Here is a 26,824-nt window from a genome sequence, read left to right on the forward strand (position 1 = left end):
ACCGCGGCTGCTGGCACGGAGTTAGCCGGTGCTTCTTCTGCGAGTAACGTCAATCACTAAGGTTATTAACCTTAATGCCTTCCTCCTCGCTGAAAGTACTTTACAACCCGAAGGCCTTCTTCATACACGCGGCATGGCTGCATCAGGCTTGCGCCCATTGTGCAATATTCCCCACTGCTGCCTCCCGTAGGAGTCTGGACCGTGTCTCAGTTCCAGTGTGGCTGGTCATCCTCTCAGACCAGCTAGGGATCGTCGCCTAGGTGAGCCGTTACCCCACCTACTAGCTAATCCCATCTGGGCACATCCGATGGTGTGAGGCCCGAAGGTCCCCCACTTTGGTCTTGCGACGTTATGCGGTATTAGCTACCGTTTCCAGTAGTTATCCCCCTCCATCGGGCAGTTTCCCAGACATTACTCACCCGTCCGCCACTCGTCACCCGAGAGCAAGCTCTCTGTGCTACCGTTCGACTTGCATGTGTTAGGCCTGCCGCCAGCGTTCAATCTGAGCCATGATCAAACTCTTCAATTTAAGTTTGATGCTCGTGAATTAAACTTCGTAATGAATTACGTGTTCACTCAGAGACTTGGTATTCATTTTTCGTCTTGCGACGTTAAGAATCCGTATCTTCGAGTGCCCACACAGATTGTCTGATAAATTGTTAAAGAGCAGTGCAACACGGCTTTCGCTCACTGTTGCGAGGTGGCGTATATTACGCTTTCCTCTTTCAGAGTCAAGCGTTTAATTTCGCTTTTCTCTGCCGAGATTCTCAGGAGAACCTCGCTGACCCGGCGGCTTGTAATCCGTTGTTCCGTGTCAGTGGAGGCGCATTATAGGGAGTTTATTCTGGCTGACAAGAGGGAAAATGCATTTTTCTTTCAACCGCTCACCTTTTCACCTTTTTGTCGATTATTTCCGCTTTTTGATGGCTGCAGGCAGGTCCGCCAGACTATTAATCACCCAATCTGCGGCTTTTTCGGCGTCTTCGGTGACCGGCTTACCGGTGCGCACCAATACTTTCGTGCCTACGCCCGCCGCAGCGGCTGCCTGCATATCTTCAACTTTATCGCCAACCATATAAGAAGAAGCCATATCAATGTGCAGATAGTCCTGTGCCGACTTCAGCATACCCGGATGCGGTTTACGGCAATCACACACCTGACGATACTCTTCTACTGTTCCCTGCGGATGATGCGGGCAATAATAGATACCGTCCAGATCGACACCGCGGTCGGCAAGCGACCAGTCCATCCATTCCGTCAGCGTTTCAAACTGCGCTTCGGTAAATTTCCCGCGAGCAATACCCGACTGGTTGGTCACCAGAACCAGGGCGTAGCCCATCTCTTTTAATTCACGCATCGCGTCAATGACGCCATCAATAAACTCAAACGCATCTATTTCATGAACGTAGCCATGATCGACATTAATCGTGCCATCACGATCGAGAAAAATAGCGGGTACGGACTTTGCCACCGTGTTGCTCCTGAATAAGGCATGTGTGCTTAGTATCGCATGTTTCGACAGGCAAGAAAGCGTCGATCGCATAAATCAGATTGATTTAGACGTCTAGATGCCTTAACATCCGTTTTGTTGACGGTCATCGCCCGTCCAGGGCAGAACAAAATGCCGCGGATAACTCCTAACCGATAATAAATAATCTAATGATTAAACTTTCGAATATCACCAAAGTGTTCCAGCAGGGCCACCGCACTATTCAGGCGCTAAACAACGTTAGCCTGCACGTGCCTGCGGGACAAATTTATGGCGTCATTGGCGCATCCGGTGCCGGTAAAAGTACGCTGATTCGCTGCGTTAACCTGCTCGAACGTCCTACTGATGGCAGTGTGCAGGTTGACGGCCAGGAACTGACGGCGCTGTCCGAATCGGCGCTGACAAAAGCTCGTCGCCAGATTGGCATGATTTTCCAGCACTTTAACCTGCTCTCTTCACGCACGGTATTTGGCAACGTTGCGCTGCCGCTCGAGCTCGACAACACCCCTAAAGATGAAGTGAAGCGTCGCGTCACTGAGCTGCTGGACCTCGTTGGTCTGAGCGATAAGCACGATAGCTACCCGGCAAACCTGTCCGGTGGTCAGAAGCAGCGCGTGGCGATTGCCCGTGCGTTAGCCAGTAACCCAAAAGTGCTGCTGTGCGATGAAGCCACCAGCGCGCTGGATCCGGCGACCACTCGCGCCATCCTCGAACTGCTGAAAGACATTAACCGCCGCCTGGGTCTGACGATTCTGCTCATCACTCATGAAATGGACGTGGTGAAGCGCATCTGTGACTGCGTGGCAGTCATCAGCAACGGCGAGCTTATCGAGCAGGATACGGTGAGCGAAGTCTTTTCTCATCCGAAAACGCCGCTGGCGCAGCAGTTTATTCAGTCCACGCTGCACCTCGATATTCCGGAAGATTATCAGGCGCGTCTTAAGGCGGAGCCGTTCACCGACAGCGTACCGATGCTGCGGATGGAGTTTACCGGCCATTCGGTCGACGCTCCGCTGCTGTCGGAAACCGCACGCCGCTTTAACGTAAACAACAACATTATTAGCGCGCAGATGGATTACGCGGGCGGCGTGAAGTTCGGCATTATGCTGACTGAAATGCACGGCGCGCCAGAAGATACGCAGGCAGCCATCGCCTGGCTGCAGCAACACCATGTAAAAGTAGAGGTATTGGGTTATGTCTGAGGCCATGATGTGGTTACTGGCGCGCGGCGTCTGGGAAACGCTGGCCATGACGTTTGTGTCGGGCTTTTTCGGCTTTGTGATTGGTCTGCCGGTCGGCGTGCTTCTTTATACCACGCGTCCAGGGCAAATCATTGAGAATGGCAAGCTCTACCGCGTCCTCTCTGCGCTGGTGAATATCTTCCGTTCTATTCCGTTTATTATCCTGTTGGTATGGATGATCCCGTTTACCCGCGTGATCGTGGGCACATCCATCGGTCTGCAGGCGGCAATTGTCCCTCTGACGGTCGGCGCTGCGCCGTTTATCGCCCGCATGGTCGAGAACGCCCTGCTGGAAATCCCCACCGGGCTGATTGAAGCCTCCCGCGCAATGGGCGCGACGCCGATGCAGATCGTGCGTAAAGTCCTGCTGCCGGAAGCGCTGCCGGGCCTGGTGAACGCGGCAACCATTACCCTGATTACCCTGGTCGGCTACTCAGCGATGGGCGGTGCCGTTGGTGCCGGCGGTCTGGGGCAGATTGGCTATCAGTACGGCTACATTGGCTATAATGCGGTCGTAATGAATACAGTTCTGGTATTGCTGGTCGTTCTGGTTTATTTAATTCAACTATCTGGCGATCGTATCGTCCGGGCAGTCACTCATAAATAGCGTTACACACAACACAACTTAAAAGTTTAAGGAAATAAGCATGGCGTTCAATTTTAAAACCTTTGCGGCAGTTGGAGCCCTGATTGGTTCTCTGGCACTTGTTGGTTGCGGCCAGGACGAGAAAGATCCAAACCATATTAAAGTCGGCGTGATCGTCGGTGCGGAACAGCAGGTTGCTGAAGTCGCACAGAAAGTCGCGAAAGAAAAATACGGCCTGGACGTTGAACTGGTGACCTTCAACGACTACGTGCTGCCGAACGAAGCGCTGAGCAAAGGCGATATTGACGCCAACGCCTTCCAGCATAAACCGTACCTCGATCAGCAGATCAAAGACCGTGGCTACAAGCTGGTTTCCGTGGGTAACACCTTCGTGTATCCGATTGCTGGCTACTCTAAAAAAATCAAATCCCTGGACGAGCTGCAGCCGGGCTCCCAGATTGCAGTGCCTAACGACCCGACTAACCTCGGCCGTTCCCTGCTGCTGCTGCAAAAAGAAGGTCTGATCAAACTGAAAGACGGCGTTGGCCTGCTGCCGACCTCTCTGGACATCGTAGAGAACCCGAAAAACCTGAAGATTGTTGAACTGGAAGCGCCGCAGCTGCCGCGTTCCCTGGACGATGCGCAGATTGCGCTGGCCGTCATCAACACCACCTACGCTAGCCAGATCAACCTGACCCCGGCAAAAGACGGTATTTTCGTTGAAGGTAAAGACTCTCCGTACGTCAACATGATCGTGACTCGCGAAGACAACAAAGACGCGGAAAACGTGAAGAAATTCGTTCAGGCTTACCAGTCTGACGAAGTGTACGAAGCGGCGAACAAAATCTTTAACGGCGGTGCGGTTAAAGGCTGGTAATCGCCTTCCCCCTCCGCAGTATCTTTCAAGACGGGCACAAGCCCGTCTTGTCATTTATGCAAGCACCTGATTCAATAGCCCCCTGGTCTACCCTTTATAGAGGAATTACTATGCGTGCTTTACCGGTCTGTTTATTAGCACTCCTGTTAGGTGGCTGCTCCATGCTAAACAGATCTCCTGTTGAACCCGTTCAAAGCACAGCGACCCCCGTCAAAACGGAGACCGCGAAACCCAAAGCGCCGCGCGCGACGCCGGTACGCATTATTACCAACGCCGAGGATCTGGTCGGTAAACCGTTCCGCGACTTAGGCGAAGTGTCCGGTGACTCTTGCCAGGCAACTAACCAGGATTCACCGCCGAACATCCCAACGGCGCGCAAGCGTATGCAGATCAATGCCTCTAAAATGAAGGCAAACGCGGTACTGCTGCACAGCTGCGAAGTGACCAGCGGTGCTCCGGGCTGCTATCGTCAGGCGGTTTGCATCGGGTCGGCCCTCAACGTTAGCGCGAAATGAGCCACTTCTCCTTCGAGCAAATAGGCGTTATCCGCTCTCCTTATAAAGAGAAGTTTGCCGTGCCGCGTCAACCGGGCCTGGTCAAAAGCTGTAGCGGCGAGCTGCACCTGCTTGCCCCTTACAACCAGGCCGATGCCGTACGCGGCCTGGAAGACTTCAGTCACCTGTGGGTGCTGTTTGTCTTTCATCAAACGATGGAAGGCGGCTGGCGCCCGACGGTGCGTCCTCCCCGTCTCGGCGGCAACGCACGAATGGGCGTGTTTGCAACCCGCTCCACCTTCCGTCCCAACCCCATCGGGATGTCGCTGGTCGAACTGCGGGGCATTCGCTGCCATAAAGAGCATGTGATTCTCGAACTGGGCGGGCTGGATCTCGTCGACGGTACGCCGGTCGTTGATATCAAACCGTATCTGCCGTTTGCCGAGGCGCTACCCGACGCGCGTGCCAGCTATGCACAGGATGCGCCTCAGGCCGGCGTAAACGTCAGCTTCAGCGAAGACATTACCCAGCAGTTGCTCGGGCTGGAAACGCGCTACCCGCGCCTTCGCCAGTTTATTGCCGAAGTGCTGGCGCAGGACCCGCGTCCTGCCTATCGTAAAAATGAGGAAGAAGGCAAAACCTACGCCGTCTGGCTGCTGGACTTTAACGTCCGCTGGCGCGTCACGCCGTCAGGATTTGAGGTCTTTGCGCTGGAAGCCCGCTAATTTGCGTCGCGTACTCTTTTGACATCCCTTTCTCGCTGGTAAACTAAACCACTTTTGTTTTGTACCAGGCTCATCTGGAGCCTGTTCTGTCGTCCAACTGGAACCGTAACAACATGCGTACTAGCCAATACCTGCTCTCCACTCTGAAGGAGACGCCTGCCGACGCCGAAGTCATCAGCCACCAGCTGATGCTGCGCGCCGGGATGATCCGCAAGCTGGCCTCCGGGTTATATACCTGGCTGCCGACCGGCGTGCGCGTCCTGAAAAAAGTCGAAAACATCGTGCGTGAAGAGATGAACAACGCCGGTGCGATCGAGGTGTTAATGCCGGTGGTTCAGCCTTCCGAACTGTGGGAAGAGAGCGGCCGTTGGGAACAGTATGGCCCGGAGCTGCTGCGCATTGCTGACCGCGGTGACCGTTCTTTCGTTCTCGGCCCAACGCACGAAGAAGTCATCACCGACCTGATTCGTAACGAGCTGAGCTCTTACAAACAGCTGCCGCTGAACTTCTATCAGATCCAGACTAAATTCCGTGACGAAGTACGCCCGCGCTTTGGCGTGATGCGTTCGCGCGAATTCCTGATGAAAGATGCCTACTCTTTCCATACCTCTCAGGAATCGCTGCAGGAAACCTACGACGCCATGTACGCCGCGTACAGCAAAATCTTCAGCCGTATGGGTCTGGATTTCCGTGCGGTACAGGCTGACACCGGCTCCATCGGCGGCAATGCCTCTCATGAATTCCAGGTGCTGGCGCAGAGCGGCGAAGATGACGTGATCTTCTCTGACTCCTCCGACTACGCGGCCAACATTGAATTTGCCGAAGCGCTTGCACCGAAAGAACCGCGCGCGGCGGCGACCCAGGAAATGAGCCTGGTTGATACGCCAAACGCAAAAACCATCGCCGAGCTGGTTGAGCAGTTCAACCTGCCAATCGAAAAAACCGTGAAAACCCTGCTGGTGAAAGCGGTAGAAGACAGCAAGTCTCCGCTGATTGCCCTGCTGGTTCGCGGCGATCACGAGCTGAACGAAGTCAAAGCGGAAAAACTGCCGCAGGTTGCCAGCCCGCTGACCTTCGCGACCGAAGAAGAAATTCGTGCGCTGGTCAACGCAGGTCCGGGCTCTCTGGGCCCGGTCAATCTGCCGATTCCGGTTATCATCGACCGTACCGTTGCCGCAATGAGCGACTTTGCCGCCGGTGCGAACATCGACGGTAAGCACTACTTTGGCATCAACTGGGATCGCGACGTGGCGACGCCGGAAGTGGCAGACATCCGTAACGTGGTCGCCGGTGACCCGAGCCCGGATGGCAAAGGCACGCTGATGATCAAACGCGGCATCGAAGTCGGTCACATCTTCCAGCTGGGTACCAAGTACTCTGAAGCCATGAAGGCCTCGGTACAGGGCGAAGACGGGCGTAACCAGACGCTGACCATGGGCTGCTACGGTATCGGGGTGACTCGCGTGGTGGCGGCCGCTATTGAGCAGAACTTTGACGATCGCGGCATCGTATGGCCTGACGCCATCGCCCCGTTCCAGGTCGCCATTCTGCCAATGAACATGCACAAATCCTACCGTGTACAAGAGCTGGCGGAGAAACTGTACGCAGAGCTGCGCGCGCACGGAATTGACGTGTTGATGGACGACCGTAAAGAGCGTCCGGGCGTGATGTTCGCCGATATGGAACTGATCGGTATTCCGCACACCATCGTGCTGGGCGACCGTAACCTCGACAACGACGATATCGAATACAAATACCGTCGTAACGGCGAGAAACAGCTGATTAAAACCGGCGACATCGTCGATTATCTGCTGAAAGCGATTAAGGGCTAATCCGCTCAGTGCCCTCCCGAACCGGGCGTTAACGCCTGGTTCGGGCGACAAAAAAAGCCTCGCATTTGCGAGGCTTTTTTATGATAGCTGGCCGGATAAAGCGTTTACGCCGCCATCCGGCAAGCGGAACCAAATTGCCTGATGGCGCTACGCTTATCAGGCCTACAGATACCGTTATTTCACGCTGGTACAGTCTTTACCCGGCGAGAATGTCCCGGCTTTATCGGTCGCTAGCGTTTTGACCATCGCGCCGGTATCCGGGTTGGGCTCAAGGGTAAAGTGCCCCTCCACCACCAGCAGAATCGGCTGGCTGCTGCTGCCCTGCGCCGCGGCATAATCACGTTCCAGCTGGGCATTGTTGGCAACCGCCAGGCGCTGGCCTGTTGCACAGTCGGTGAACGTCGCCGCGTCCGCCATATAGAAGTACATGCCGCGCATCGCTATCGGCGTGGTCGGCAGGCTGGCCTTCGCGGGCTCCAGCGTATAGTTCAGCTTCGATTGGATCGGGTTACCTTGACGGTCAAGCATCTCCAGCTTTTCGCCTTTCACCCGATAGTACGATTTTTCGCCCTGGCTGTCGGTCAGGACCAGCTTGTCGGCAGTACGCGCCCAGGTACCGTAAGAACCAAATGACGACGGTTCGCGGCGCACGCCCTGATAGCGTTCATTCATGACCCAGGTACCGTCCTTCTCGAGGAACAGCGAGGTCTCAATGCCTTCGCAATCAGCGCATGGCAATACGCCGCGCCAGCTCTGCTGCATCGGCGTTAACTCCGCCTGCTGCGTCGGCTTGAGGGCAGTCACTTCCGAATGGTTACACCCGAACAGGCCGAACAGCATTCCCGTCGCCGCAATGGCTAATATCGCTTTTTTCACCCTCAATTCCTTATTGTTATTACATCCACGTCCGGCTTAGTAGCGAACTTTCCCGCGCAAGGACTTCACCGAAGATTTCTGCGCTTTTGAATTCAGCCGCCGCTCTTTTGACGCGCGGGTCGGGCGCGTGGGGCGTCGGCTTTTTTGTTCTGCGGTTAACGTCTGGATCACCGCCACCAGCCTGGCGATCGCTGCTTCGCGATTCATCTCCTGGCTACGGTGCTCCTGCGCCTTAATGATAATCACACCATCAGCAGAAATTAAGTGATGGCTGGCCTCAAGCAAACGCGTTTTGTAATACTCTGGCAGGCTTGAGGCACGGATGTCAAAACGCAGGTGAATAGCCGTTGAGGTCTTATTCACATGCTGTCCGCCCGCGCCCTGCGCCCGGATAGCGGTGATTGTCAGCTCATCCTCCGGAATGCTCACCTGCCGGGAAAGCGTAATCATGCCGTGATTTGCCACGGCGTCAGATGAATTTCCAGATTATTCTGAGCATCAGATAGCCAGATTGCGCCTTCCTGAAGGGTCGCTTGCAGCGTCATCGTACGCTCGGCAAATGCGCTAAGCTTCGCCAGTTGTTCATCGTCGAGATACCAGATACTGAGGTTTTTAAAGCCTGCCATTTTGCTCTGATTCTGCTGCCACCAAATCTCTGCGGCACGACTATTATAGGTGAACAACGCCACCTCTTGCGCCAGGCTACAGGCTTTTTTGATCCGCCGTTCGTCCGGCAGCCCCAGTTCAATCCACAGATCGATGCCCAAATGATCGTTACGCAGCCAGACCTCCGGTTCATCGTCAGAAGAGAGCCCGCGGGTAAACTGCAGCCGTTCATCGGCATACTTAATCCACGCCAGCAGGCGCATCATCATACGCTCCTGGGTTTCGGACGGGTGGCGCGCGAGGGTTAAGGACGCGTCCAGGAACTGGCTACGGTCGATATCTGCGACGTTGACCACTGCTTTATAAATCGTTGCTTTCAGCGCCATGGCTAAACTCCTGCAAAAAATGGTGGTCATTGTAACGAAATCAACGCCAAAAGGCGCGCCTGCCGCCGCTCATCCCGCTGATATTGCTTAAATGAGTGTGATATAGTCACCTTGCTAAACAGAGATTATCTTCATAGGCTTAATTGAAGCGCTGACAGGAGGGCATGTGGGCAACTATTGTGAGTTGATTCGCCAACGCTACGCCGAAATTGCGAGCGGTGATTTAGGGTATATCCCGGATGCGCTAGGCTGTGTACTGAAAGTTTTGAACGACGTTGCGGCGGATGACGCCGTGTCGGAGTCAGTCAGGGAAAAAGCCGCGTACGCGGCGGCAAACTTACTGGTGAGCGATTATGTCAATGAATGATACTTATCAACCCATCAACTGTGATGACTATGACAACCTTGAGCTTGCCTGCCAGCACCACCTCGTCCTCTCTCTGCAACTGAAAGATGGCGAAGTACTGCAAGCCAAAGCCCACGATCTGCTCTCGCGTAAGAACGTGGAGTATCTGGTCGTCGACAACGCGGGAGAACAGCGCGAACTCCGTCTCGATCGGATTGCCAGCTTCAGCCACCCTCAGATTGGCACCGTGGTTGTCAGCGAGTCATAATAGCGAAACGGGCAGCTCAGCTGCCCGTTTTTTGCCAGCAAAACTGTAGCCCTTCTCCGCTTTCACGCTTCCCATCCAGCGTAACAAACCGCCCCGCAGCCGCAATCAATGTGTCACCATAAAACAGCAGCGGCGTGGTATCGCGCTGCCATGGCGGTACCTCGAGCTCTTGCCAGATTTTTTTCAGCTTGCGCCCGCCGTGACGACCAACAATATGCAGCATTCCGAGGGCTTTAAAGCGAATAGAAACCGGCTCGTCGGCGCGCGGAGGTCGAATCTCGCCCCCCGGGATCAGGCTCACTCGCCCAAGGCCGTCCGGCAAATCCAGCGGCTTATCGGGGCTGACCCAGGCTAACGTCGTTCCACTCTGCCCCTCATGCGCTTGCACCCACCACAGCTGCTGCTGAAAGCGGCGCACCTCAAAGTTCCCCAGACGTAGACGCGGTGCGGCATCTTCACGCGCTAACGCGACCTCCTGCCACAGCCGCGCCAGCATCTCGCGCGACGGCATCGCGGCACCATGGTGGGAAAGCCAGCGCCGCAGTAATGCCGCACGCTTTGGCCCGCTCATGTCGTATAGCGGATTAATCGCCAGCGCGCCCGTTTCTGAAAGCAGGTGAGCAAGCTCGTCGGCCAACAGTTCATCCAGCAGTTGCTCCTGCTCACCGCACAGCGCCGCACTCCGCGCCGCCGCGTCGGCAAAGTGCGGCCAGCGGGCATTCAGCAGCGGTAAAACGCGCAGACGCAGGAAGTTCCGATCGTAGGCATCATCCTGATTGCTCTCGTCCTCAATCCAACACAGCCCGTGCTGCTGCGCCCAGCCTAGCAGCGCAGCGCGGCTTTCATTCAGCAAAGGACGAATAAGTTGAGTACCGGCAAAGGCCGCGCGCCGCGGCATGGCCGACAGCCCGGCAGGCCCGCTGCCGCGCTTAAGCGCCAGCAGCAGCGTTTCACTCTGATCGTCCAGATGCTGCGCCGTCAGCAACACTTCTCCGGGCCGCAATGCCTCACGAAACGCCCGGTAGCGTGCCTCTCTGGCTTCGGCCTCGAGCCCTGCCCCTTGCCCGGTCAGCGTGACGCGGGTAACCGCCAGAGGCACCTGCCACTCGTCGCACACCCGTTGACAGTGTGCGACCCAGCTATCGGCGTGCGGGCTGATGCCGTGGTGAATATGAATGGCGCGCAGGGTAACGCCTGGGTTCTGTCGTTGCCAGCACACCAACTGATGTAACAAAACCGTTGAGTCCAGCCCGCCGCTAAATGCCACCAGAAACTGGCGATGGGGGGAAAGCTGCTGTTCGAGAGAAGATGGCGTCATCGTTATCGTGTCGTGAAAAGTCTCGCCCGGCACGTTACCGGGCCGGACGGTCGCTGGCAAGCCTTACTGCTGGTAGAGTTCCAGCGGCAGGCCGTCAGGATCGGTGAAAAAGGTAAAGCGCTTGCCGGTGTACGGATCGACGCGAATCGCCTCACAGGCAACCCCGTGCGCCTCCAGATGCGCCACCGAAGCGTCGATATCCGCAACGCTAAAGGCCAGATGGCGCAGCCCGCAGGCCTCCGGGCGGCTGGGCCGCGCGGGCGGGAACGGGAAAGAAAACAGCTCAATCACGTACTGGCCGTTTAGCGCGAGATCACCCTTCCACGAATCGCGCGCTTCTCGATACACCTCGCTTTGCAGGGTAAAGCCGAGAATATTGCAGTAGAAAGCCTTACTTTTCGCGTAGTCGGTGCCAATAATCGCAATGTGATGAATCTGTTTTAGTCCCAGCATCCTGTCTCTCCGTTAACCGTTTCTCAGCACGTTACCCGCGCCGGGCGTTATCGCGCAAGCCCCTGACTCTCTTTTAGGACTCTCACCCGGTAGACCCCGTTTTCATCGCGTTTTGCTCCGTGGATATCGGTTTCAAAGCCCGGATAATGTCGCCCGATCGAACAGAGCATCAGCAGGAAATCGAGCACCGATCGGCTCTGTTCGGTGATCATCTCACCCGGCATCAGCAACGGCACGCCCGGCGGGTACGGCAGGATCATATTGGCCGAGATACGCCCCACCAGATCTTCCAGCGCAACGGTTTCGACGTCGCCTTTGATTTGCCGCTGCCACGCGCGGTGCGGCGTGAGCTTCATTTCCGGCAGCACGTCAAAGGCGCGCAGCATCAGGCGCGGCAGGTCGTGCTGACGAATCAGACGGTGGATCCCCTGAGCCAGATCCTGAATACGCATATTGCGATAAAAATCAGGATCTTCAGCATAAAGATCCGGCAGCATATTCTTCACCCGCAGATTGAGATCGTAAGCGCGTTTAAACTCCGTCAGCCCGCGCAGCAGCCCCATTGCCCGGGTTTTATCAATCCCAATGCTGAACAAGAACAGCAGGTTATACGGCCCCGTTTTCTCGACCACCACGCCGTGCTCATCAAGGTATTTCGCCACCAGCGCCGCCGGGATCCCCTCATCGCTCATATTGCCCTGTTCATCCATCCCCGGCGTCAGAATCGTGACTTTTACCGGATCGAGGAACATATGGTCGGCATCCGCATCGCTGAAACCGTGCCAGTCTTCCCCTGGCGATACCGGCCAGCACTCGGCCTGATCTATCTGCTCGGGCTGCCAGATATCAAAGAACCAGCTGTCGGACTCTTCACGCAGCCGCTGTACCTCTTTACGGAAATGCAGCGCGCGCTCTACCGAGCGGTTAATCAGCCTTTTACCCGGGTTGCCGCGCAGCATCGCCGCAGCCGTCTCGATCGAAGCGACGATCGGGTAACTTGGCGAGGTAGAGGTATGCATCATAAAGGCTTCGTTAAAGGTGTCTTCGTCGTAGTCGCCCTTGATGTGAATTAACGACGCCTGCGATAGCGCCGCCAGCATCTTGTGGGTCGACTGGGTTTCGAAGAACACTTTCCCCGGCACGCGATCGCCGCTCATGCCGCTTTTCCCCTGGTAAATGGGATGAAAGTGGGTGTACGGTACCCAGGCCGAGTCAAAGTGAATCGACGGCACGTCGAGCGTCTGTTTGATCCAATTGGTGTTATACAGCAGCCCGTCATAGGTCGAGTTGGTGATCACGGCGTGCACCGGCCACTGCGCGCCGTCGGTCGTATTGACCTTTTGCTGCAGGCTATCGCGAGTAAACTCACGCTTGGGGATACCGCCAAGGATACCCAGCGCGTTACGCGTCGGTTTCAGCCACAGCGGCACCACGTCGCTCATCATCAGCAGGTGCGCTAACGACTTGTGACAATTACGGTCAATCAACAGCGTACTGCCGCTCGGCGCCGCATACATCCCAACGATTTTGTTCGACGTTGAGGTACCGTTCGTCACCATATAGCTTTGCTCGGCGCCAAAGGTGCGGGCAATGTACTCCTCCGCCTCGAGGTGCGGGCCGGTGTGATCCAACAGGGAACCCAGCTCCGTCACCGAAATCGACACGTCGGCTTTCAGCGTATTGGCACCGAAGAAATCATAAAACAGGCAGCCTACCGGGCTTTTTTGATAGGCCGTTCCCGCCATGTGCCCCGGCGTACAGAAAGTGTACTTGCCTTCTGTCACATAGGTGAACAGCGCTTTGGTAAACGGCGGCGTAATGTTATCCAGGTATTCGTTGGTGTACTGGCGAATACGCGTCGCGATATCGTCAGCCTGACCCAGCGCATACTCAAAGAACCACAGCGCCATGCGCATGTCGTGTGCGCTGACGTCCATCGTCGAATGGTTATTGATAAAGGCATAAAGCGGTAGATATTCATTGAGCTGATTAATCTCACCGCACAGATCGACGCTGTATTCATCCCAGTCAAAAATCACCCCACAGATACGCGGGTTGTGCTCGATAAACTTCAGCAGGTCGGCACTATTTTGCGGCCAGATAATTTTGAAGCCTTGCGCCAACAGCGCCTGTTCCAGCTCCTTGATGGGCTCATCTTTGTAGTAGACGCCGTGCGGCCCCATAATGGCGATAATATTCATGCGTTCCTCCTGGAAATTCTGTACCTATCATAGCGCAGCTAGAACGAGGGGAATAAAAAAGGGCCACAAACTGTGGCCCTTTTCAGGAACGTCTTACGAATGGCTTACGCGTAACCGTAGCTCATCAGGCGCTGATAGCGACGGTTCAGCAGATCTTCTTTGCTCAGCACATCGAGATCGGCCAGGTCAGCCAGCAGCTGTGCTTTCAGCGAGGCCGCCATCACTTCCGGGTTACGATGGGCGCCACCCAGCGGTTCCGGGATGATGGAGTCAATCAGCTTCAGCTCTTTCAGACGCGGGGCGATGATGCCCATCGCTTCTGCGGCCAGCGGCGCTTTGTCGGCGCTTTTCCACAGAATAGAGGCGCAGCCTTCCGGAGAGATAACGGAATAGGTGCTGTACTGCAGCATATTCACTTTATCGCCCACACCAATTGCCAGCGCGCCGCCGGAGCCACCCTCACCGATAACGGTACAGATAACCGGCACGCTCAGGCGTGACATTTCGCGCAGGTTGCGGGCAATCGCTTCAGACTGGCCGCGCTCTTCTGCGCCGACGCCCGGGTAAGCCCCTGGAGTGTCGATGAAGGTCACAATCGGCATGTTGAAGCGTTCCGCCATTTCCATCAGGCGCAGCGCTTTACGGTAGCCTTCCGGTGCCGGCATGCCGAAGTTACGACGGATTTTTTCTTTAGTTTCACGGCCTTTCTGATGACCAATGATCATCACCGGGCGACCGTCCAGGCGTGCGATACCACCAACGATAGCTTTATCGTCAGCATAGGCGCGATCGCCGGCCAGTTCGTCAAACTCATCAAACGCCAGACGGACATAATCCAGGGTGTACGGGCGCTGCGGATGGCGCGCCAGTTGGGCTACCTGCCATGCGCCGAGATCGGCAAAGATTTTGCGCGTCAGCTCTACGCTTTTTTCACGCAGACGATGCACTTCTTCGTCGATATTAATATCCAGTTTCTCATCCTGACGGCTAACCGCAGTCAAAGAATCGATTTTCGCTTCCAGCTCTGCAATCGGCTGTTCAAAATCAAGGAAATTCAGACTCATAGTATTCCTGTATTAGTCAAACTCCAGTTCCACCTGCTCCGAACCGATGAGGCCACGCAGATCGTTGAGTAAACGATCGCTCGGAGAGACACGCCAGGTTGCACCGAAACGCAACCGCGCACGTGCATCCGCCCTCTGATAGTAGAGATGTACTGGAATGGTTCCCGAACGATGGGGTTCCAGAGACTGACGGAGTCGGTTTAAAAGCTGGTCATCAATTTGCCTGTCCGTCAGCGAGATAGCAAGCCCGCGAGCGTATTTTTCCCGGGCTTCGTCAATGTCCATCACTTCGCGGGCCATCATTTTAAGGCCGCCGCTGAAGTCATCAAAGCTGACCTGTCCGCTGACGATAAGTATGCGGTCTTTTTCCAGCAGGTGCTGGTATTTTTCCAGCGCCTCGGAGAACAGCATGACCTCCAGGCGTCCGGAACGGTCATCCAGCGTACAGATGCCGATACGATTGCCGCGCTTGGTGACCATAACCCTCGCGGCAATCACGAGCCCCGCGGCCGTGGTCACTTTCCCACGTTCCGTCGGATGCATGTCTTTGAGTCGATACCCGCCGACATAGCGCTCAATTTCTTTTAAATACTGGTTGATCGGATGCCCCGTCAGGTACAGACCTAACGTTTCGCGCTCACCGTCTAAAACGACCTGCTCTGGCCATGGCTGGCAGTTGGCGTAGGATTGCTCGACCTGCTCCGGCTCTTCCGCCAGCACGCCGAACATATCAGCCTGGCCAATCGCTTCCGCTTTCGCGTGCTGATCCGCCGCCTTTAACGCGTCGGCGAGCGAATTCATCAGCGCGGCGCGATGCGGACCAAGCCTATCGAACGCGCCGGACATAATCAGCTTTTCCAGCACCCGGCGGTTGAGCTTTTTGGTGTCGGTACGTGCGCAAAGGTCGAAAAGCTCGCGGAAATAGCCGCCGTTGTTACGCGCTTCGATGATGGCTTCAATCGGGCCTTCACCGACGCCCTTAATGGCGCCGATACCATACACGATTTCCCCGTCATGATTCACGTGGAAATGATATAAACCTGAATTGATATCTGGCGGCAATATTTTCAGCCCCATGCGCCAGCATTCGTCGACCAGGCCGACCACCTTCTCGGTGTTGTCCATATCGGCAGTCATTACCGCCGCCATAAACTCGGCCGGATAGTGCGCCTTCAGCCATAGCGTCTGGTAAGACACCAGCGCATAAGCCGCAGAGTGCGATTTGTTAAACCCGTAACCGGCGAATTTCTCCACCAGGTCAAAGATTTTCATCGCCAGTTCGCCATCAACGCCGTTCTTTTTCGCCCCTTCTTCAAAGGCACCGCGCTGCTTGGCCATCTCTTCCGGCTTTTTCTTACCCATCGCACGACGCAGCATGTCCGCGCCGCCGAGGGTATAGCCGGAAAGCACCTGGGCAATCTGCATCACCTGTTCCTGGTACAGGATAATGCCGTAGGTTGGCTCCAGTACCGGCTTCAGGCTTTCGTGCTGCCACTGCACGTCCGGATAAGAGATCTCTTCGCGGCCGTGTTTACGGTCGATAAAGTTATCAACCATCCCCGACTGCAGCGGGCCCGGACGGAACAGGGCCACCAGCGCGATCATATCTTCGAAGCAGTCAGGCTGCAGGCGCTTAATCAGATCCTTCATGCCGCGCGATTCAAGCTGGAAGACCGCCGTGGTTTCCGAGCGTTGCAGCATGTCGAAGCTTTTCTTATCGTCGAGCGGAATAGCCGCGATATCCAGCGGCGGCTCGCCGTTGCGCTCGCGGCGGGCGTTAATCATTTCCAGCGCCCAGTTGATGATGGTAAGCGTACGCAGGCCGAGGAAGTCGAACTTCACCAGCCCGGCGTATTCCACGTCGTTCTTATCAAACTGGGTAACCGGATGCAGACCTTGCTCATCGCAGTATAGCGGCGCAAAGTCGGTAATTTTGGTCGGCGCAATCACCACGCCACCGGCGTGTTTACCGGCGTTACGGGTGACCCCTTCAAGCTTACGCGCCATGTCGATGAGCGCGCGCACCTCTTCATCCGCTTCGTAGATTTCCGGCAACTGCGGTTCGGCTTCGAAGGCTTTCGCCAGCGTCATACCCGGATCGGGCGGCACCAGCTTAGAGATGCGGTCGACGAAACCGTACGGGTGGCCCAGAACGCGGCCCACATCGCGAATCACCGCTTTCGCCGCCATGGTACCGAAGGTAATAATCTGCGATACCGCATCGCGGCCGTACATTTCGGCCACGTGCTCGATCACCTGATCGCGCTTCTCCATGCAGAAGTCGACGTCGAAGTCGGGCATCGAGACACGTTCCGGGTTAAGGAAGCGTTCGAACAGCAGGTCAAGCTCCAGCGGGTCGAGATCGGTAATTTTCAGGGCATAAGCCACCAGTGAGCCTGCACCGGAACCACGGCCCGGCCCTACCGGCACGCCGTTATCCTTCGACCACTGGATGAACTCCATCACGATCAGGAAGTAACCCGGGAAGCCCATCTGGTTGATCACCTGGAGCTCAATATCCAGACGCTCGTCGTATTCCGGACGGCGCTTGGCGCGTACTTCCGGATCCGGGAACAGGAACGCCAGGCGTTCTTCCAGCCCCTCTTTTGACTTCGCGACGAGAAAGTCTTCGGTGGTCATATCGCCGGTCGGGAACTGCGGCAAGAAGTACTCGCCGAGACGCACCGTCACGTTACAACGTTTGGCAATCTCAACGGTGTTTTCCAGCGCTTCCGGAATGTCCGAGAACAGCTCGCACATCTCTTCTTCGCTGCGCATATACTGCTGCGCGGAGTAGTTGCGCGGGCGCTTAGGATCGTCGAGGGTAAAGCCATCGTGGATTGCAACGCGAATCTCGTGCGCGTCAAAATCACCGGGTTCCAGGAACCGCACATCGTTGGTCGCCACGACCGGCAGGCCACGCGTTTCCGCCAGCTCCACCGCCGCATGCAGGTATGACTCTTCATCCTGGCGACCGGTACGAATCAGCTCGAGGAAATAACAGTCAGGGAAATGTTCTTCATAAAAACCAACGCACTGCTCCACCAGCGCCATATTACCGCGCAGCAGGGCACGCCCGACGTCACCCATACGACCGCCGGACAGCAAAATGAGCCCCTCTTTCAGCTCAAGTAGCCAGTCACGATCGATGATCGGGCCAGCCGCGCCGTATCCGCGCTGGTAGGCTTTGGAAATCAGCAGCGTCAGGTTCTGGTAGCCGGTATTATTGGCCGCCAGCACCGTTAAATGGGTCAGCTCATCGCCGAACAGTTCGCTCTGCACGTTAAAATCGGCGCCGACAATCGGTTTGATTCCCGCGCCGTGGCCCGCTCCGTAGAACTTCACCAGGCCGCAGAGGTTGGTAAAATCGGTAATCGCCAGCGCAGGCATGCCTAACGAGGCCGCCTTTTTCACCAGCGGCCCGGTTTTTGCCAGCCCATCGATCATGGAGTAGTCGCTATGCACCCGCAGGTGCACGAAACGTGGTTCAGCCATCTTTAGATTCCGGTTTACTTATTCTCGACGCACGAATCAGGACACGAGTCCCAGCGCGCGTTTGACGGGAGCAAAGCTGCGTCGGTGATGCTCGGTCGCGCCATATTGCGCAAGCTTTTCCAGATGAAAAGCGGTTGGGTAACCCTTGTGCTGGGCAAAGCCGTACTGCGGGAACACCGTGTCCAGCTCGGCCATTTCGGCGTCACGCGTCACTTTAGCGAGGATAGACGCTGCGCTAATTTCCGCCACCCTGCTATCGCCCTTCACCACCGCCATGGAGGGCATCGGCAACGCCGGACAGCGGTTGCCGTCGATAAGTACGTATTCCGGCACAATCGACAGCCCGGCGACCGCACGCTGCATAGCCAACATGGTGGCATGCAGAATATTAAGCTCGTCAATTTCGTGCGGCTCTGCGCGGCCAAGGCTCCAGCACAGCGCCTTCTCTTTGATTTCATCGAACAGCGCCAGACGGCGCTTTTCACTAAGTTTTTTCGAGTCGTTGAGACCCTCAATCGGACGAGACGGATCGAGGATGACCGCCGCCGTCACTACCGCGCCGACCAGCGGGCCGCGCCCGACTTCATCCACACCCGCCACGAGATGGGTATGGGGATATTCAAATTCAATCATCGTGCTAACTCCAGCACCGCGTCTGCCGCCTGTTCGTCCGCGTTGCAGCGAATTTGCAGATGCAGTTCACGGAACGTATCGTGCATCGCGTGGCTGGTTTTGCCGTTGGCCAGCAGCGGCTGTAGCGCTTCGGCTAACAGCGTTGGCTGACACTCATCCTGCAGCAGTTCTTTAACCAGCTCACGCCCCGCCAGCAGGTTAGGCAGCGAGACATAGTCGGTCTTCACCAGCCGTTTAGCCAGCCAGAAGGTGAACGGTTTCATCCGATAGCCCACCACCATCGGGCATTTTGCCAGCATGCATTCAAGCGCCGCCGTGCCAGAGGCCAGCAGCGCCGCATCGCTGGCGATCATCGCCTCACGCGCCATGCCGTCGAGCATGCGCACCGCGAGATCGGGGGCCACTTCCGCTTTGATTCGCTCGAATTGTTCGCGACGCTTCGCGTTAACCAACGGTACGACGACTTCAAGGTCGGGATACTGCTGACGCAGCAGCTGCGCGGTCTTTAAGAAATCTGCGCTGAGCATCTCCACTTCGGCACCGCGACTACCCGGCAGCATGGCCAGACAGTGAACGTCGTGGGCGATCCCCAGCGTATCCCGCGCGGCATTTTTATCCGGATCCAGCGGCATGGCGTCGGCCATGGTGTGGCCGATAAAGCGGCACGGGACGTTAAATTTGTCGTAAAACGCTTTTTCAAAAGGCAGAAATGCGAGCACCAGATCGGTGGCTCTGCCAATTTTGAAGACGCGTTTCTGGCGCCAGGCCCATACGGACGGGCTGACGTAGTGGATCGTTTTGATCCCCTGCTTCTTGAGGTTACCTTCAAGCGTGATGTTGAAATCGGGGGCATCAATGCCGACAAAGACGTCGGGCCTGAGGTCGGTAAAGCGCTGAGTCAGATCGGCACGAATGTGCAGCAAACGACGCAGTCGCCCCAGCACTTCGACGATACCCATCACCGCCAGCTCTTCCATTTCGTACCAGGCTTCACAGCCTTCGGCCTGCATACGCGGACCGGCCACGCCGACAAAGCGCGCGTCAGGAACGCGCGCTTTGAGGGCGCGAATGAGGCCTGCACCAAGAATATCGCCGGAGGTTTCTCCGGCGACCAGGGCAATCGTCAGGGGACGCTGTTCAGTCATTAACGAATCAGGCCGCGCGTAGAGCGGGCGAAGAAATCGCTAAACGGCTGAACTTCCGGGTACTGCTTCGCCAGCTCGGCGATTTCCGGCTTCACTTCGTCCAGCGTTTTACCACTGCGGTACAAGGCTTTATAGGCATTGCGGATCGCGGTGATCGCTTCGCGGCTGAAGCCACGACGCTTCAGGCCTTCGATGTTGACGCCAAACGGCGTCGCGTGGTTGCCCTGGGCAATAACGTACGGCGGAACGTCCTGAGCAACGCCAGAACAGCCGCCAACCATCACGTGCGCACCGATAATGCAGAACTGGTGCACCGCGGTCATGCCGCCGATGATCACGAAATCATCCAGCGAAACGTGGCCCGCGAGGGTGGCGTTATTGGCCAGAATACAGCGATCGCCGACCGTACAATCGTGCGCCACGTGGGCGTTGATCATCAGCAGGTTATCACTGCCCACCTTCGTCAATCCACCGCCCTGTACTGTGCCGCGATGAATGGTGACGCTTTCGCGAATGCGGTTGCGATCGCCAATTTCCACGCGAGTCGGTTCACCAGCGTATTTCAGATCCTGGTTAACTTCCCCGATAGAAGCGAACTGATAGATCTCGTTATCACGACCAATTTTGGTATGACCGTTAACCACAACGTGAGACTTCAGTACGGTACCTTCGCCGATTTCGACGTCAGGACCCACAATACAAAACGGGCCAATGTGAACGTTAGCGCCAATAACGGCGCCCTCTTCCACAATGGCGGTAGGATGGATAAAGGCGGTTTTATCAATCACAGATTAGGACTCCCGGCTACGCGCACACATCATTGTTGCTTCGCAAACCACTTTACCGTCGACCAGCGCAACGCCTTTAAAGCGAGTCAGGGCACGGCGGGTTTTCTCGAAGGTGACTTCCATAATCATTTGATCGCCTGGCACGACAGGACGCTTGAAGCGCGCTTCATCAATGCCTGCAAAATAGTACAGTTCGCCTGGCTCCAGTTTACCAACGCTTTTAAACGCCAGAATGCCGGTTGCCTGCGCCATCGCTTCCAGAATCAGCACGCCCGGTAAAATCGGTTTGCCAGGGAAGTGGCCCTGGAAAAACGGCTCATTTACGGAAACATTTTTCACTGCGCGCAGAAAACGACCTTCTTCAAAATCCAGCACGCGGTCTACCAGTAAGAACGGGTAACGGTGCGGCAGAAGTTCTAAAATCTCTTCAATGTGCAGAGTATGAGTGTCAGTTGTCAAAATACTCTTCCTGTCAAAATATACTAAGGGGCAATAATAACACGGCCTGCCGGATTACAAGAATGCCGACAGGCCGGAAAGTATCATGCGATACGGATGAAAATTAGTCTTGATTATCAAGCTTGCGTTCAACGGCTTTGAGACGCTTGCTCATTTCATCAATATTCATCACCAGTGCGGCCGTTTTGCGCCATGCCTTATTCGGCTGGAGCGGGATACCGGACGAGTATACGCCAGGCTCGGAAATGGGACGCATAACCATGCCCATACCGGTTACGGTAACCTTGTCGCAAATTTCCATATGGCCGTTAATCACGCTGGCGCCGCCAATCATGCAGTAACGACCAATTTTCAGGCTACCGGCCATAATCACGCCGCCTGCGACCGCGGTATTGTCACCAATCACCACGTTGTGCGCAATCTGGCACTGGTTATCAATGATAACACCGTTGCCGATCTGCGTGTCGTCAAGCGCGCCGCGGTCGATCGTCGTACAGGCGCCGATCTCCACGCGATCGCCAATGATCACGCGGCCAAGCTGCGGGATCTTCACCCAGTTGCCGCGATCGTTGGCATAGCCGAAGCCATCAGAACCGATGACGGTGCTGGATTGGATCAGACAATTCTCGCCGATCTCGACTTCGTGGTAAATGGTCACGTTCGCCCACAGGCGAGAGCCCGCACCAATTTTTGTTTTTTTACCGACGAAACACCCCGCCCCAATCACGACGTTATCGCCCAGCACAACGTCTGACTCAATCACCGCGTTCGCGCCGATAGAGACGTTATGACCGAGCGTGGCCGACGGACTGACAACCGCGCTCGGGGCGATATCCTGCGCCGGCTGCGGCGTGGTATCTAAAATCTGAGCCATGCGTGCGTAGGTCAGGTAGGGGTTCTTCACTACCAGCGCAGCGCCTTTGGCAAAAGGCAGTAAATCTTGCGTCAGGACAATCGCCGACGCTTCACAAGCGGACAGGTGTTCACGGTACTTGGGGTTAACCAGGAACGTGATATGACCCGCCTTAGCGGATTGCATGGACGCGACAGCGGTGATGACGATATCGCCATCACCGTGTAATTCCGCATCCAACTGCTGAGCTAAGTCAGCCAGTCGAATTGAAGGCATTACTTATTTAACCTGTTTCAGTACATCAGCGGTGATGTCTTTAACATCGCTGCTGTTGAATGCAACGGCGTTAGCGTCAACCACCAGGTCGATGCTCTGGCTAGCAGCAACGGATTTCACAGCAGTCTGGATACGAGTAACCAGTTTGCCACGTTCTTCGTTGGTACGACGCTGACGGTCCTGTTCAAAGGACTGTGCTTTCTGGGAGAAAGTCTGACGCTGGGAAGAGATGTCTTTTTCCAGCTTGGTGCGATCGGCGCCAGCTTTCATAGACTGCAGACGCTGCATTTTAGACTGCAGGTCACCTTCCATACGCTGAAGTTCGCCAGCGCGGCCTTTGAATTCGTTTTCCAGGGTGCTGGAAACGCCGGTTTTCTGTGCAACTTGCTGGAACAGGCTACCCATATTAACAATTGCAATTTTGTCTGCTGCCTGAGCAGATGCGGCCATTGCTAAACCCAGACCTGCTGCGACTAACCACTTTTTCACAATAATACTCCTTACCATCCCATACGTACCCGAAGGTACTGTTCTTTTGGTGGCCGAAGCCACCTGACGCTATCGCCTTATGCCAGCAAACTACACTGAACCCGCATTCCTTTGCAAAGAGCAATTACCAGGTTTTACCAATGTTAAACTGGAACTGCTCCGATTTGTCTCCATCGTATTTTTTATACGGTTGGGCGTAGGAGAAGACCAACGGCCCCAATGGCGACATCCATTGTAATGCGATGCCCGCGGACATACGGATATTGCTCGGGTCGCTGTAGTCAGGAACGCCAGCAGCCTTCATCGTCGCCGTATTCTGCCAGTTGGTATCCCAAACGGTACCCATATCCCAGAAGAACGACGTACGTACCGAGTTCGCGTACTTATCGCTGATAAACGGCGTTGGTACGATCAGCTCCAGGCTGGCCACGCCCATGGCGTTACCGCCGACGGCGTCATCAGACTTACAGTAGCCGCCGGACTGATCGCAGTTATCCAGGCCAGACGCGCCGTAGTAAACCGCTTTCGGGCCGATGGTGTTGGACTGGAAGCCACGCACGGTGCTTGAACCACCGGCATAGAAGTTCTCATAGAACGGCAGCTCTTTGCCGCCCAGACCGTCACCGTAACCCCACTTGGTACGGCCCAGCACGACCCACTGATGATCGTCATCAATCGGGAAGTAGGACGCCGTATCCAGCGTAACCTTGTAGAACTCGTTATCGGAGCCCGGGATAGTCACTTTACCGTTCAGGTTGACACGTGAACCGTCCGTCGGGAAGTAGCCGCGGTCGAGTTTGTTATATGTCCAACCGTAGTTGAAGGTGAAGTCGTTCGCCGAGAAGCCGTTATTATCGCTGGTCGTACCGGCCGTCTGGCCGATGGAGTCCAGATAACGCCACATCGCCACCTGCGGTTCCATATTGGACAGGTCGTTGTGGACGTAGCCCAGACCCGCACGCAGTGAGTTGTATTCGTTAATCGGGAAGCCCAGCGTACCGTCGACACCATAGCTTTTGTTGGTATAGGACGACAGGTCAGCATCATCTGCTTTAAAGTCATTGTAGAAGACGCGACCGCCAAGGCTAACGCCATCAACCGTAAAGTACGGGTTGGTCACAGAAAGCTCGGTGTAGGTCTGGTAGTCGTTCTTGGTACCGTTGATACCCACAGAGTAACCGGTACCTAACCAGTTATCCTGCTGAACGCCCGCCTGGAAGCTCACGCCGCTTTCCGTACCGTAGCCGATACCGAAGTTGAAGCTACCGGTGTTACGTTCTTTCACCTTGTAGACGACGTCTACCTGGTCCGGGCTACCCGGCACGCGCTGGGTTTCGGTATCGACGGTTTCGAAGAAGCCCAGACGGTTCAGACGGTCTTTACCCTGGTCAACCAGGTCGCCGCCGAGCCATGCCCCTTCCATCTGACGCATTTCGCGACGCAGGACGGCATCTTTCGAGGTGTCGTTGCCGACGAAGCGAATGTTACGCACGTAGAAACGGTTGCCGGCATCAACGTTGATGTGCAGCTTAACGGTTTTATCCGTGTCGTTGATTTCTGGCTGGGACTGTACGCGCGGGTACGCGTAGCCGTAGCGACCAAGAAGTTTCTTAATGTTATCTTCCATTTTGGTCACTTTCGCGCCGTTATACAGCTCGCCCGGCTCGATTTTGGTCAGGCTCTCAATTTCCGCCGAGTGCCCTGCCAGATTCCCGGTCACCTGTACGCCAGACAGTTTGTACTGGTCGCCTTCGGTGATGTTCACGGTGATGTAGATGCCTTTTTTATCCGGCGTCAGGCTCACCTGAGTGGAATCGATGTTGAAACGGGCGTAGCCGCGATCCAGATAGTAGCTGCGCAGGGTTTCAAGGTCACCCGACAGCTTCTGTTTCTGATATTTACGATCGCCGACCACGTTCCACCACGGCACTTCATCGCGCAGCTGGAACGTGGAGATCAGATCTTCGGTTTTGAACGCATGGTTACCGACGATGTTGATCTGTTGGATCTGGGCGGAAACGCCTTCCTGGAACACCAGCTTCAGATCGACACGGTTACGCGGCAGCGGAGTGACAACCGCCTTCACGCTCGCGCTGTACTTACCGACGCTGTAGTAGAAATCTTCCAGCCCTTTCTCGATATCGGAAAGCGTGGTGCGGTCGAGAGATTCACCGACGCGAACGCCAGAGGCTTCCAGGTTTTGCTTGAGCATGTCATCTTTCACCGACTTATTGCCGGAGAAGGTGATGCTTGCAATCGTTGGACGCTCTTTGACCTGCACCAGCAACACATCGCCGTCTCTCAGGACACGAACATCCTCAAAGTTGCCCGTCGCAAACAGGGCGCGAATGGTGTTACTGATGTCGTCATCAGTGACGGTATCGCCAGGACGTACTGGCATACTGAGAAGGGCCGCACCAACAGCGACACGCTGCAAGCCTTCGAAATGAATGTCCTTCACCACGAACCCGTCAGCACCGTATACGGTCGCGCTGCTAAACAGCAGCGACGCTATAAGCAACTTTTTCATCGCCATCGTTATTATGCGTTCTTCCTAACTAACTCTCTTACAACCGAGAGAAATCATTGAAAAGTGCAAGCCCCATTAACAACATCAGCAGAACAGAGCCAATGCGATAACTAAAGTCTTGAACTCGCTCGGATACCGGGCCGCCTTTCAGCTTCTCAATCGCCAAAAACAGCAAATGTCCCCCATCTAATACGGGGAGCGGGAACAGGTTGATTATGCCTAAATTCACGCTGATGAGTGCAAGAAACATCAGGTAGTAAATCAGCCCATACTCCGCAGACATCCCAGCCCCCTGGGCGATAGAAATCGGCCCACTGAGGTTGTTCAGTTTGACGTCACCGGTGATCAATTTTCCCAGCATACTGACCGTCAGCTTCATCAACTGCCCGGTTTTTTCCGTGGCTTCGACGATGGCGCTGAATGGCCCATACTGGCGCACTGTTTTATATTCCTCAGGCAGCGGGATAATCTTTGGTACTACCCCTGCAAACCCTTCCGCTTTTCCGCTACCGTGTTTTGTATCTGGTATCAGACTTAAAGACAAGAGACTGCCCTGCCTTTCGATCTCCAGCTGTAACGCTTTGCCGGGGTTATCACGCACCAGCGTAACAAACGTCATCCATTGCGTCAGCGGCTGACCGTTGACTGTAACGATCCGATCCCCCGCTTGTAAACCGGCTTTACGCGCCGCAGAGTCAGACTGCACCTCTGCCAGCACCGGTTCAATTTGCGCACCACGCGGACGAATACCGAGCGAGGTCACCGGATCTTCTTTATCCGGCTCGAACGCCCAGTGCCGCAGGTTGAGGATTTTATCCTGACGCTGCTCGCTGCCGAAAGGGGCCACGGTGAGAGTGGTGCTTTCGTCACCAATTTTCGCCACCAGCGCCATGCGCACAGCATCCCAGTCAGGCGTTTCGATACCATCGACGGCTTTTAGTTCCGTGCCTGGTGCAATTTGTGCTTCCGCCGCGATGGAATTGGCGGTTATTTCACCAACAACCGGACGAATACCAGGGACGCCAATGATAAACACCAGCCAGTAGGCGAAGATAGCGAAGAGGAAGTTAGCGATGGGGCCGGCGGCGATAACGGCAGCGCGCTGGCCAACCGTTTTATTGTTAAACGCCATGTGGCGCATTTCAGGCACCACCGCGTCAACGCGCTCGTCGAGCATTTTGACGTAGCCACCCAGCGGAATCAGGGCGACCACAAATTCGGTGCCGCGCTTATCTACGCGACGCCACAGCGCTTTACCAAAACCGATAGAAAAGCGTTCTACGCGGATGCCACAGCGCCGAGCAACCCAGAAATGACCAAATTCGTGTACGGTGATCAATACCCCTAACGCGACAATAAACGCAGCCAGGTTCCAGAGAATGCTCAGCATAAGT

At 55.7% G+C, this 26,824-nt stretch carries 25 protein-coding genes and 1 rRNA gene; 8 read left to right on the forward strand and 18 right to left on the reverse strand.

Annotation, left to right across the window (positions count from 1 at the left end):
* Together V6942_RS14070 and gmhB are read right to left on the reverse strand one after the other, a co-directional pair.
* A 16S ribosomal RNA gene (locus V6942_RS14070) occupies window positions 1–529 on the reverse strand; the annotation flags it as partial.
* A 378-nt stretch (window positions 530–907) separates the two neighbouring features.
* A complete protein-coding gene (gmhB, locus tag V6942_RS14075) occupies window positions 908–1,471 on the reverse strand; it encodes a D-glycero-beta-D-manno-heptose 1,7-bisphosphate 7-phosphatase (protein ID WP_106925619.1) in 564 nt (187 codons plus the stop codon).
* Window positions 1,472–1,659: 188 nt separating this feature from the next.
* Here gmhB and metN point away from each other — a divergent pair, with 188 nt between their 5' ends.
* The 6 genes from metN (at window position 1,660) to proS (ending at window position 7,244) form a co-directional block, all read left to right on the forward strand.
* Window positions 1,660–2,691, forward strand: coding sequence for a methionine ABC transporter ATP-binding protein MetN (gene metN, locus V6942_RS14080; RefSeq protein WP_106925617.1), 1,032 nt, complete (start codon window positions 1,660–1,662; stop codon window positions 2,689–2,691).
* Window positions 2,684–3,337 carry a methionine ABC transporter permease MetI gene (locus V6942_RS14085; RefSeq protein ID WP_106925615.1) on the forward strand — a complete coding sequence of 218 codons (654 nt, stop codon included), beginning with the start codon at window positions 2,684–2,686 and terminating at the stop codon, window positions 3,335–3,337. The genes metN and V6942_RS14085 overlap by 8 nt, the downstream gene beginning before the upstream one ends.
* A gap of 40 nt (window positions 3,338–3,377) precedes the next feature.
* Complete coding sequence (metQ, locus tag V6942_RS14090; protein ID WP_106925613.1) at window positions 3,378–4,193, forward strand: methionine ABC transporter substrate-binding lipoprotein MetQ; 816 nt, start codon at window positions 3,378–3,380, stop codon at window positions 4,191–4,193.
* Between the two features lie 110 nt (window positions 4,194–4,303).
* Window positions 4,304–4,708, forward strand: a complete 405-nt coding sequence (gene rcsF / locus V6942_RS14095; RefSeq protein ID WP_106925610.1) for an Rcs stress response system protein RcsF — start codon at window positions 4,304–4,306, stop codon at window positions 4,706–4,708.
* Window positions 4,705–5,412, forward strand: a complete 708-nt coding sequence (gene tsaA, locus V6942_RS14100) for a tRNA (N6-threonylcarbamoyladenosine(37)-N6)-methyltransferase TrmO (protein ID WP_106925608.1) — start codon at window positions 4,705–4,707, stop codon at window positions 5,410–5,412. The genes rcsF and tsaA overlap by 4 nt, the downstream gene beginning before the upstream one ends.
* Window positions 5,413–5,525: 113 nt before the next feature.
* Window positions 5,526–7,244 carry a proline--tRNA ligase gene (gene proS, locus V6942_RS14105; RefSeq protein WP_106925606.1) on the forward strand — a complete coding sequence of 573 codons (1,719 nt, stop codon included), beginning with the start codon at window positions 5,526–5,528 and terminating at the stop codon, window positions 7,242–7,244.
* Window positions 7,245–7,418: 174 nt separating this feature from the next.
* On the opposite strand, the gene nlpE is transcribed toward proS, so the two are convergent.
* From nlpE to V6942_RS14120, 3 genes are read right to left on the reverse strand one after another with little or no spacing between them, the layout of a single operon-like run.
* A complete protein-coding gene (nlpE, locus tag V6942_RS14110; RefSeq protein ID WP_106925604.1) occupies window positions 7,419–8,120 on the reverse strand; it encodes an envelope stress response activation lipoprotein NlpE in 702 nt (233 codons plus the stop codon).
* A gap of 36 nt (window positions 8,121–8,156) precedes the next feature.
* The gene (arfB, locus tag V6942_RS14115; RefSeq protein ID WP_182929425.1) at window positions 8,157–8,570 is read right to left on the reverse strand and encodes an alternative ribosome rescue aminoacyl-tRNA hydrolase ArfB; all 414 of its coding nucleotides are present in this window, start codon (window positions 8,568–8,570) and stop codon (window positions 8,157–8,159) included.
* Entirely contained in the window at window positions 8,567–9,112 is a 546-nt protein-coding gene (locus tag V6942_RS14120) for a YaeQ family protein (RefSeq protein WP_333501380.1), read from the reverse strand. Before V6942_RS14120 ends, arfB begins: the two co-directional genes overlap by 4 nt.
* A gap of 166 nt (window positions 9,113–9,278) precedes the next feature.
* Between V6942_RS14120 and V6942_RS14125 the strand changes: the two genes are divergently transcribed.
* Window positions 9,279–9,479 (forward strand): YaeP family protein, encoded by a 201-nt coding sequence (locus V6942_RS14125; RefSeq protein WP_106925598.1) that lies wholly within the window; start codon window positions 9,279–9,281, stop codon window positions 9,477–9,479.
* A complete protein-coding gene (gene rof / locus V6942_RS14130) occupies window positions 9,466–9,726 on the forward strand; it encodes a Rho-binding antiterminator (protein ID WP_106925596.1) in 261 nt (86 codons plus the stop codon). Before V6942_RS14125 ends, rof begins: the two co-directional genes overlap by 14 nt.
* Before the next feature lie 16 nt (window positions 9,727–9,742).
* Here the strand turns inward: rof and tilS are convergent, their stop codons facing one another.
* The 13 genes from tilS to rseP all read right to left on the reverse strand — a co-directional run bounded on the left by tilS (window position 9,743) and on the right by rseP (window position 26,820).
* Window positions 9,743–11,044: a tRNA lysidine(34) synthetase TilS gene (gene tilS / locus V6942_RS14135; protein WP_182968041.1), complete on the reverse strand. Its 1,302-nt coding sequence runs from the start codon at window positions 11,042–11,044 to the stop codon at window positions 9,743–9,745.
* Between the two features lie 63 nt (window positions 11,045–11,107).
* Entirely contained in the window at window positions 11,108–11,497 is a 390-nt protein-coding gene (locus V6942_RS14140) for a VOC family protein (protein ID WP_106925594.1), read from the reverse strand.
* 47 nt (window positions 11,498–11,544) lie between these two features.
* Window positions 11,545–13,698 (reverse strand): lysine decarboxylase LdcC, encoded by a 2,154-nt coding sequence (locus V6942_RS14145; RefSeq protein ID WP_182929428.1) that lies wholly within the window; start codon window positions 13,696–13,698, stop codon window positions 11,545–11,547.
* A gap of 104 nt (window positions 13,699–13,802) precedes the next feature.
* The gene (accA, locus tag V6942_RS14150; protein ID WP_106925590.1) at window positions 13,803–14,762 is read right to left on the reverse strand and encodes an acetyl-CoA carboxylase carboxyl transferase subunit alpha; all 960 of its coding nucleotides are present in this window, start codon (window positions 14,760–14,762) and stop codon (window positions 13,803–13,805) included.
* A 12-nt stretch (window positions 14,763–14,774) separates the two neighbouring features.
* A complete protein-coding gene (dnaE, locus tag V6942_RS14155; RefSeq protein ID WP_182929429.1) occupies window positions 14,775–18,257 on the reverse strand; it encodes a DNA polymerase III subunit alpha in 3,483 nt (1,160 codons plus the stop codon).
* Between the two features lie 36 nt (window positions 18,258–18,293).
* Window positions 18,294–18,890: a ribonuclease HII gene (gene rnhB, locus V6942_RS14160; protein WP_182966153.1), complete on the reverse strand. Its 597-nt coding sequence runs from the start codon at window positions 18,888–18,890 to the stop codon at window positions 18,294–18,296.
* Entirely contained in the window at window positions 18,887–20,035 is a 1,149-nt protein-coding gene (lpxB, locus tag V6942_RS14165; RefSeq protein WP_182929431.1) for a lipid-A-disaccharide synthase, read from the reverse strand. The genes rnhB and lpxB overlap by 4 nt, the downstream gene beginning before the upstream one ends.
* Window positions 20,035–20,823 carry an acyl-ACP--UDP-N-acetylglucosamine O-acyltransferase gene (lpxA, locus tag V6942_RS14170; protein ID WP_106925582.1) on the reverse strand — a complete coding sequence of 263 codons (789 nt, stop codon included), beginning with the start codon at window positions 20,821–20,823 and terminating at the stop codon, window positions 20,035–20,037. The genes lpxB and lpxA overlap by 1 nt, the downstream gene beginning before the upstream one ends.
* Before the next feature lie 3 nt (window positions 20,824–20,826).
* Window positions 20,827–21,282, reverse strand: a complete 456-nt coding sequence (gene fabZ, locus V6942_RS14175; RefSeq protein ID WP_333501381.1) for a 3-hydroxyacyl-ACP dehydratase FabZ — start codon at window positions 21,280–21,282, stop codon at window positions 20,827–20,829.
* Window positions 21,283–21,385: 103 nt separating this feature from the next.
* Window positions 21,386–22,411 (reverse strand): UDP-3-O-(3-hydroxymyristoyl)glucosamine N-acyltransferase, encoded by a 1,026-nt coding sequence (gene lpxD / locus V6942_RS14180; RefSeq protein WP_106925580.1) that lies wholly within the window; start codon window positions 22,409–22,411, stop codon window positions 21,386–21,388.
* 3 nt (window positions 22,412–22,414) lie between these two features.
* Entirely contained in the window at window positions 22,415–22,900 is a 486-nt protein-coding gene (skp, locus tag V6942_RS14185; RefSeq protein WP_106925578.1) for a molecular chaperone Skp, read from the reverse strand.
* A 124-nt stretch (window positions 22,901–23,024) separates the two neighbouring features.
* Complete coding sequence (gene bamA, locus V6942_RS14190; RefSeq protein ID WP_106925576.1) at window positions 23,025–25,436, reverse strand: outer membrane protein assembly factor BamA; 2,412 nt, start codon at window positions 25,434–25,436, stop codon at window positions 23,025–23,027.
* A gap of 31 nt (window positions 25,437–25,467) precedes the next feature.
* On the reverse strand, window positions 25,468–26,820 hold the full coding sequence (gene rseP / locus V6942_RS14195; protein ID WP_106925574.1) for a sigma E protease regulator RseP: 1,353 nt from the start codon (window positions 26,818–26,820) through the stop codon (window positions 25,468–25,470).
* Between the last annotated feature and the right edge of the window lie 4 nt (window positions 26,821–26,824).

The sequence above is a fragment of the Kluyvera genomosp. 2 genome (genome assembly GCF_036759865.1).
Lineage (GTDB): Bacteria > Pseudomonadota > Gammaproteobacteria > Enterobacterales > Enterobacteriaceae > Kluyvera > Kluyvera ascorbata_B.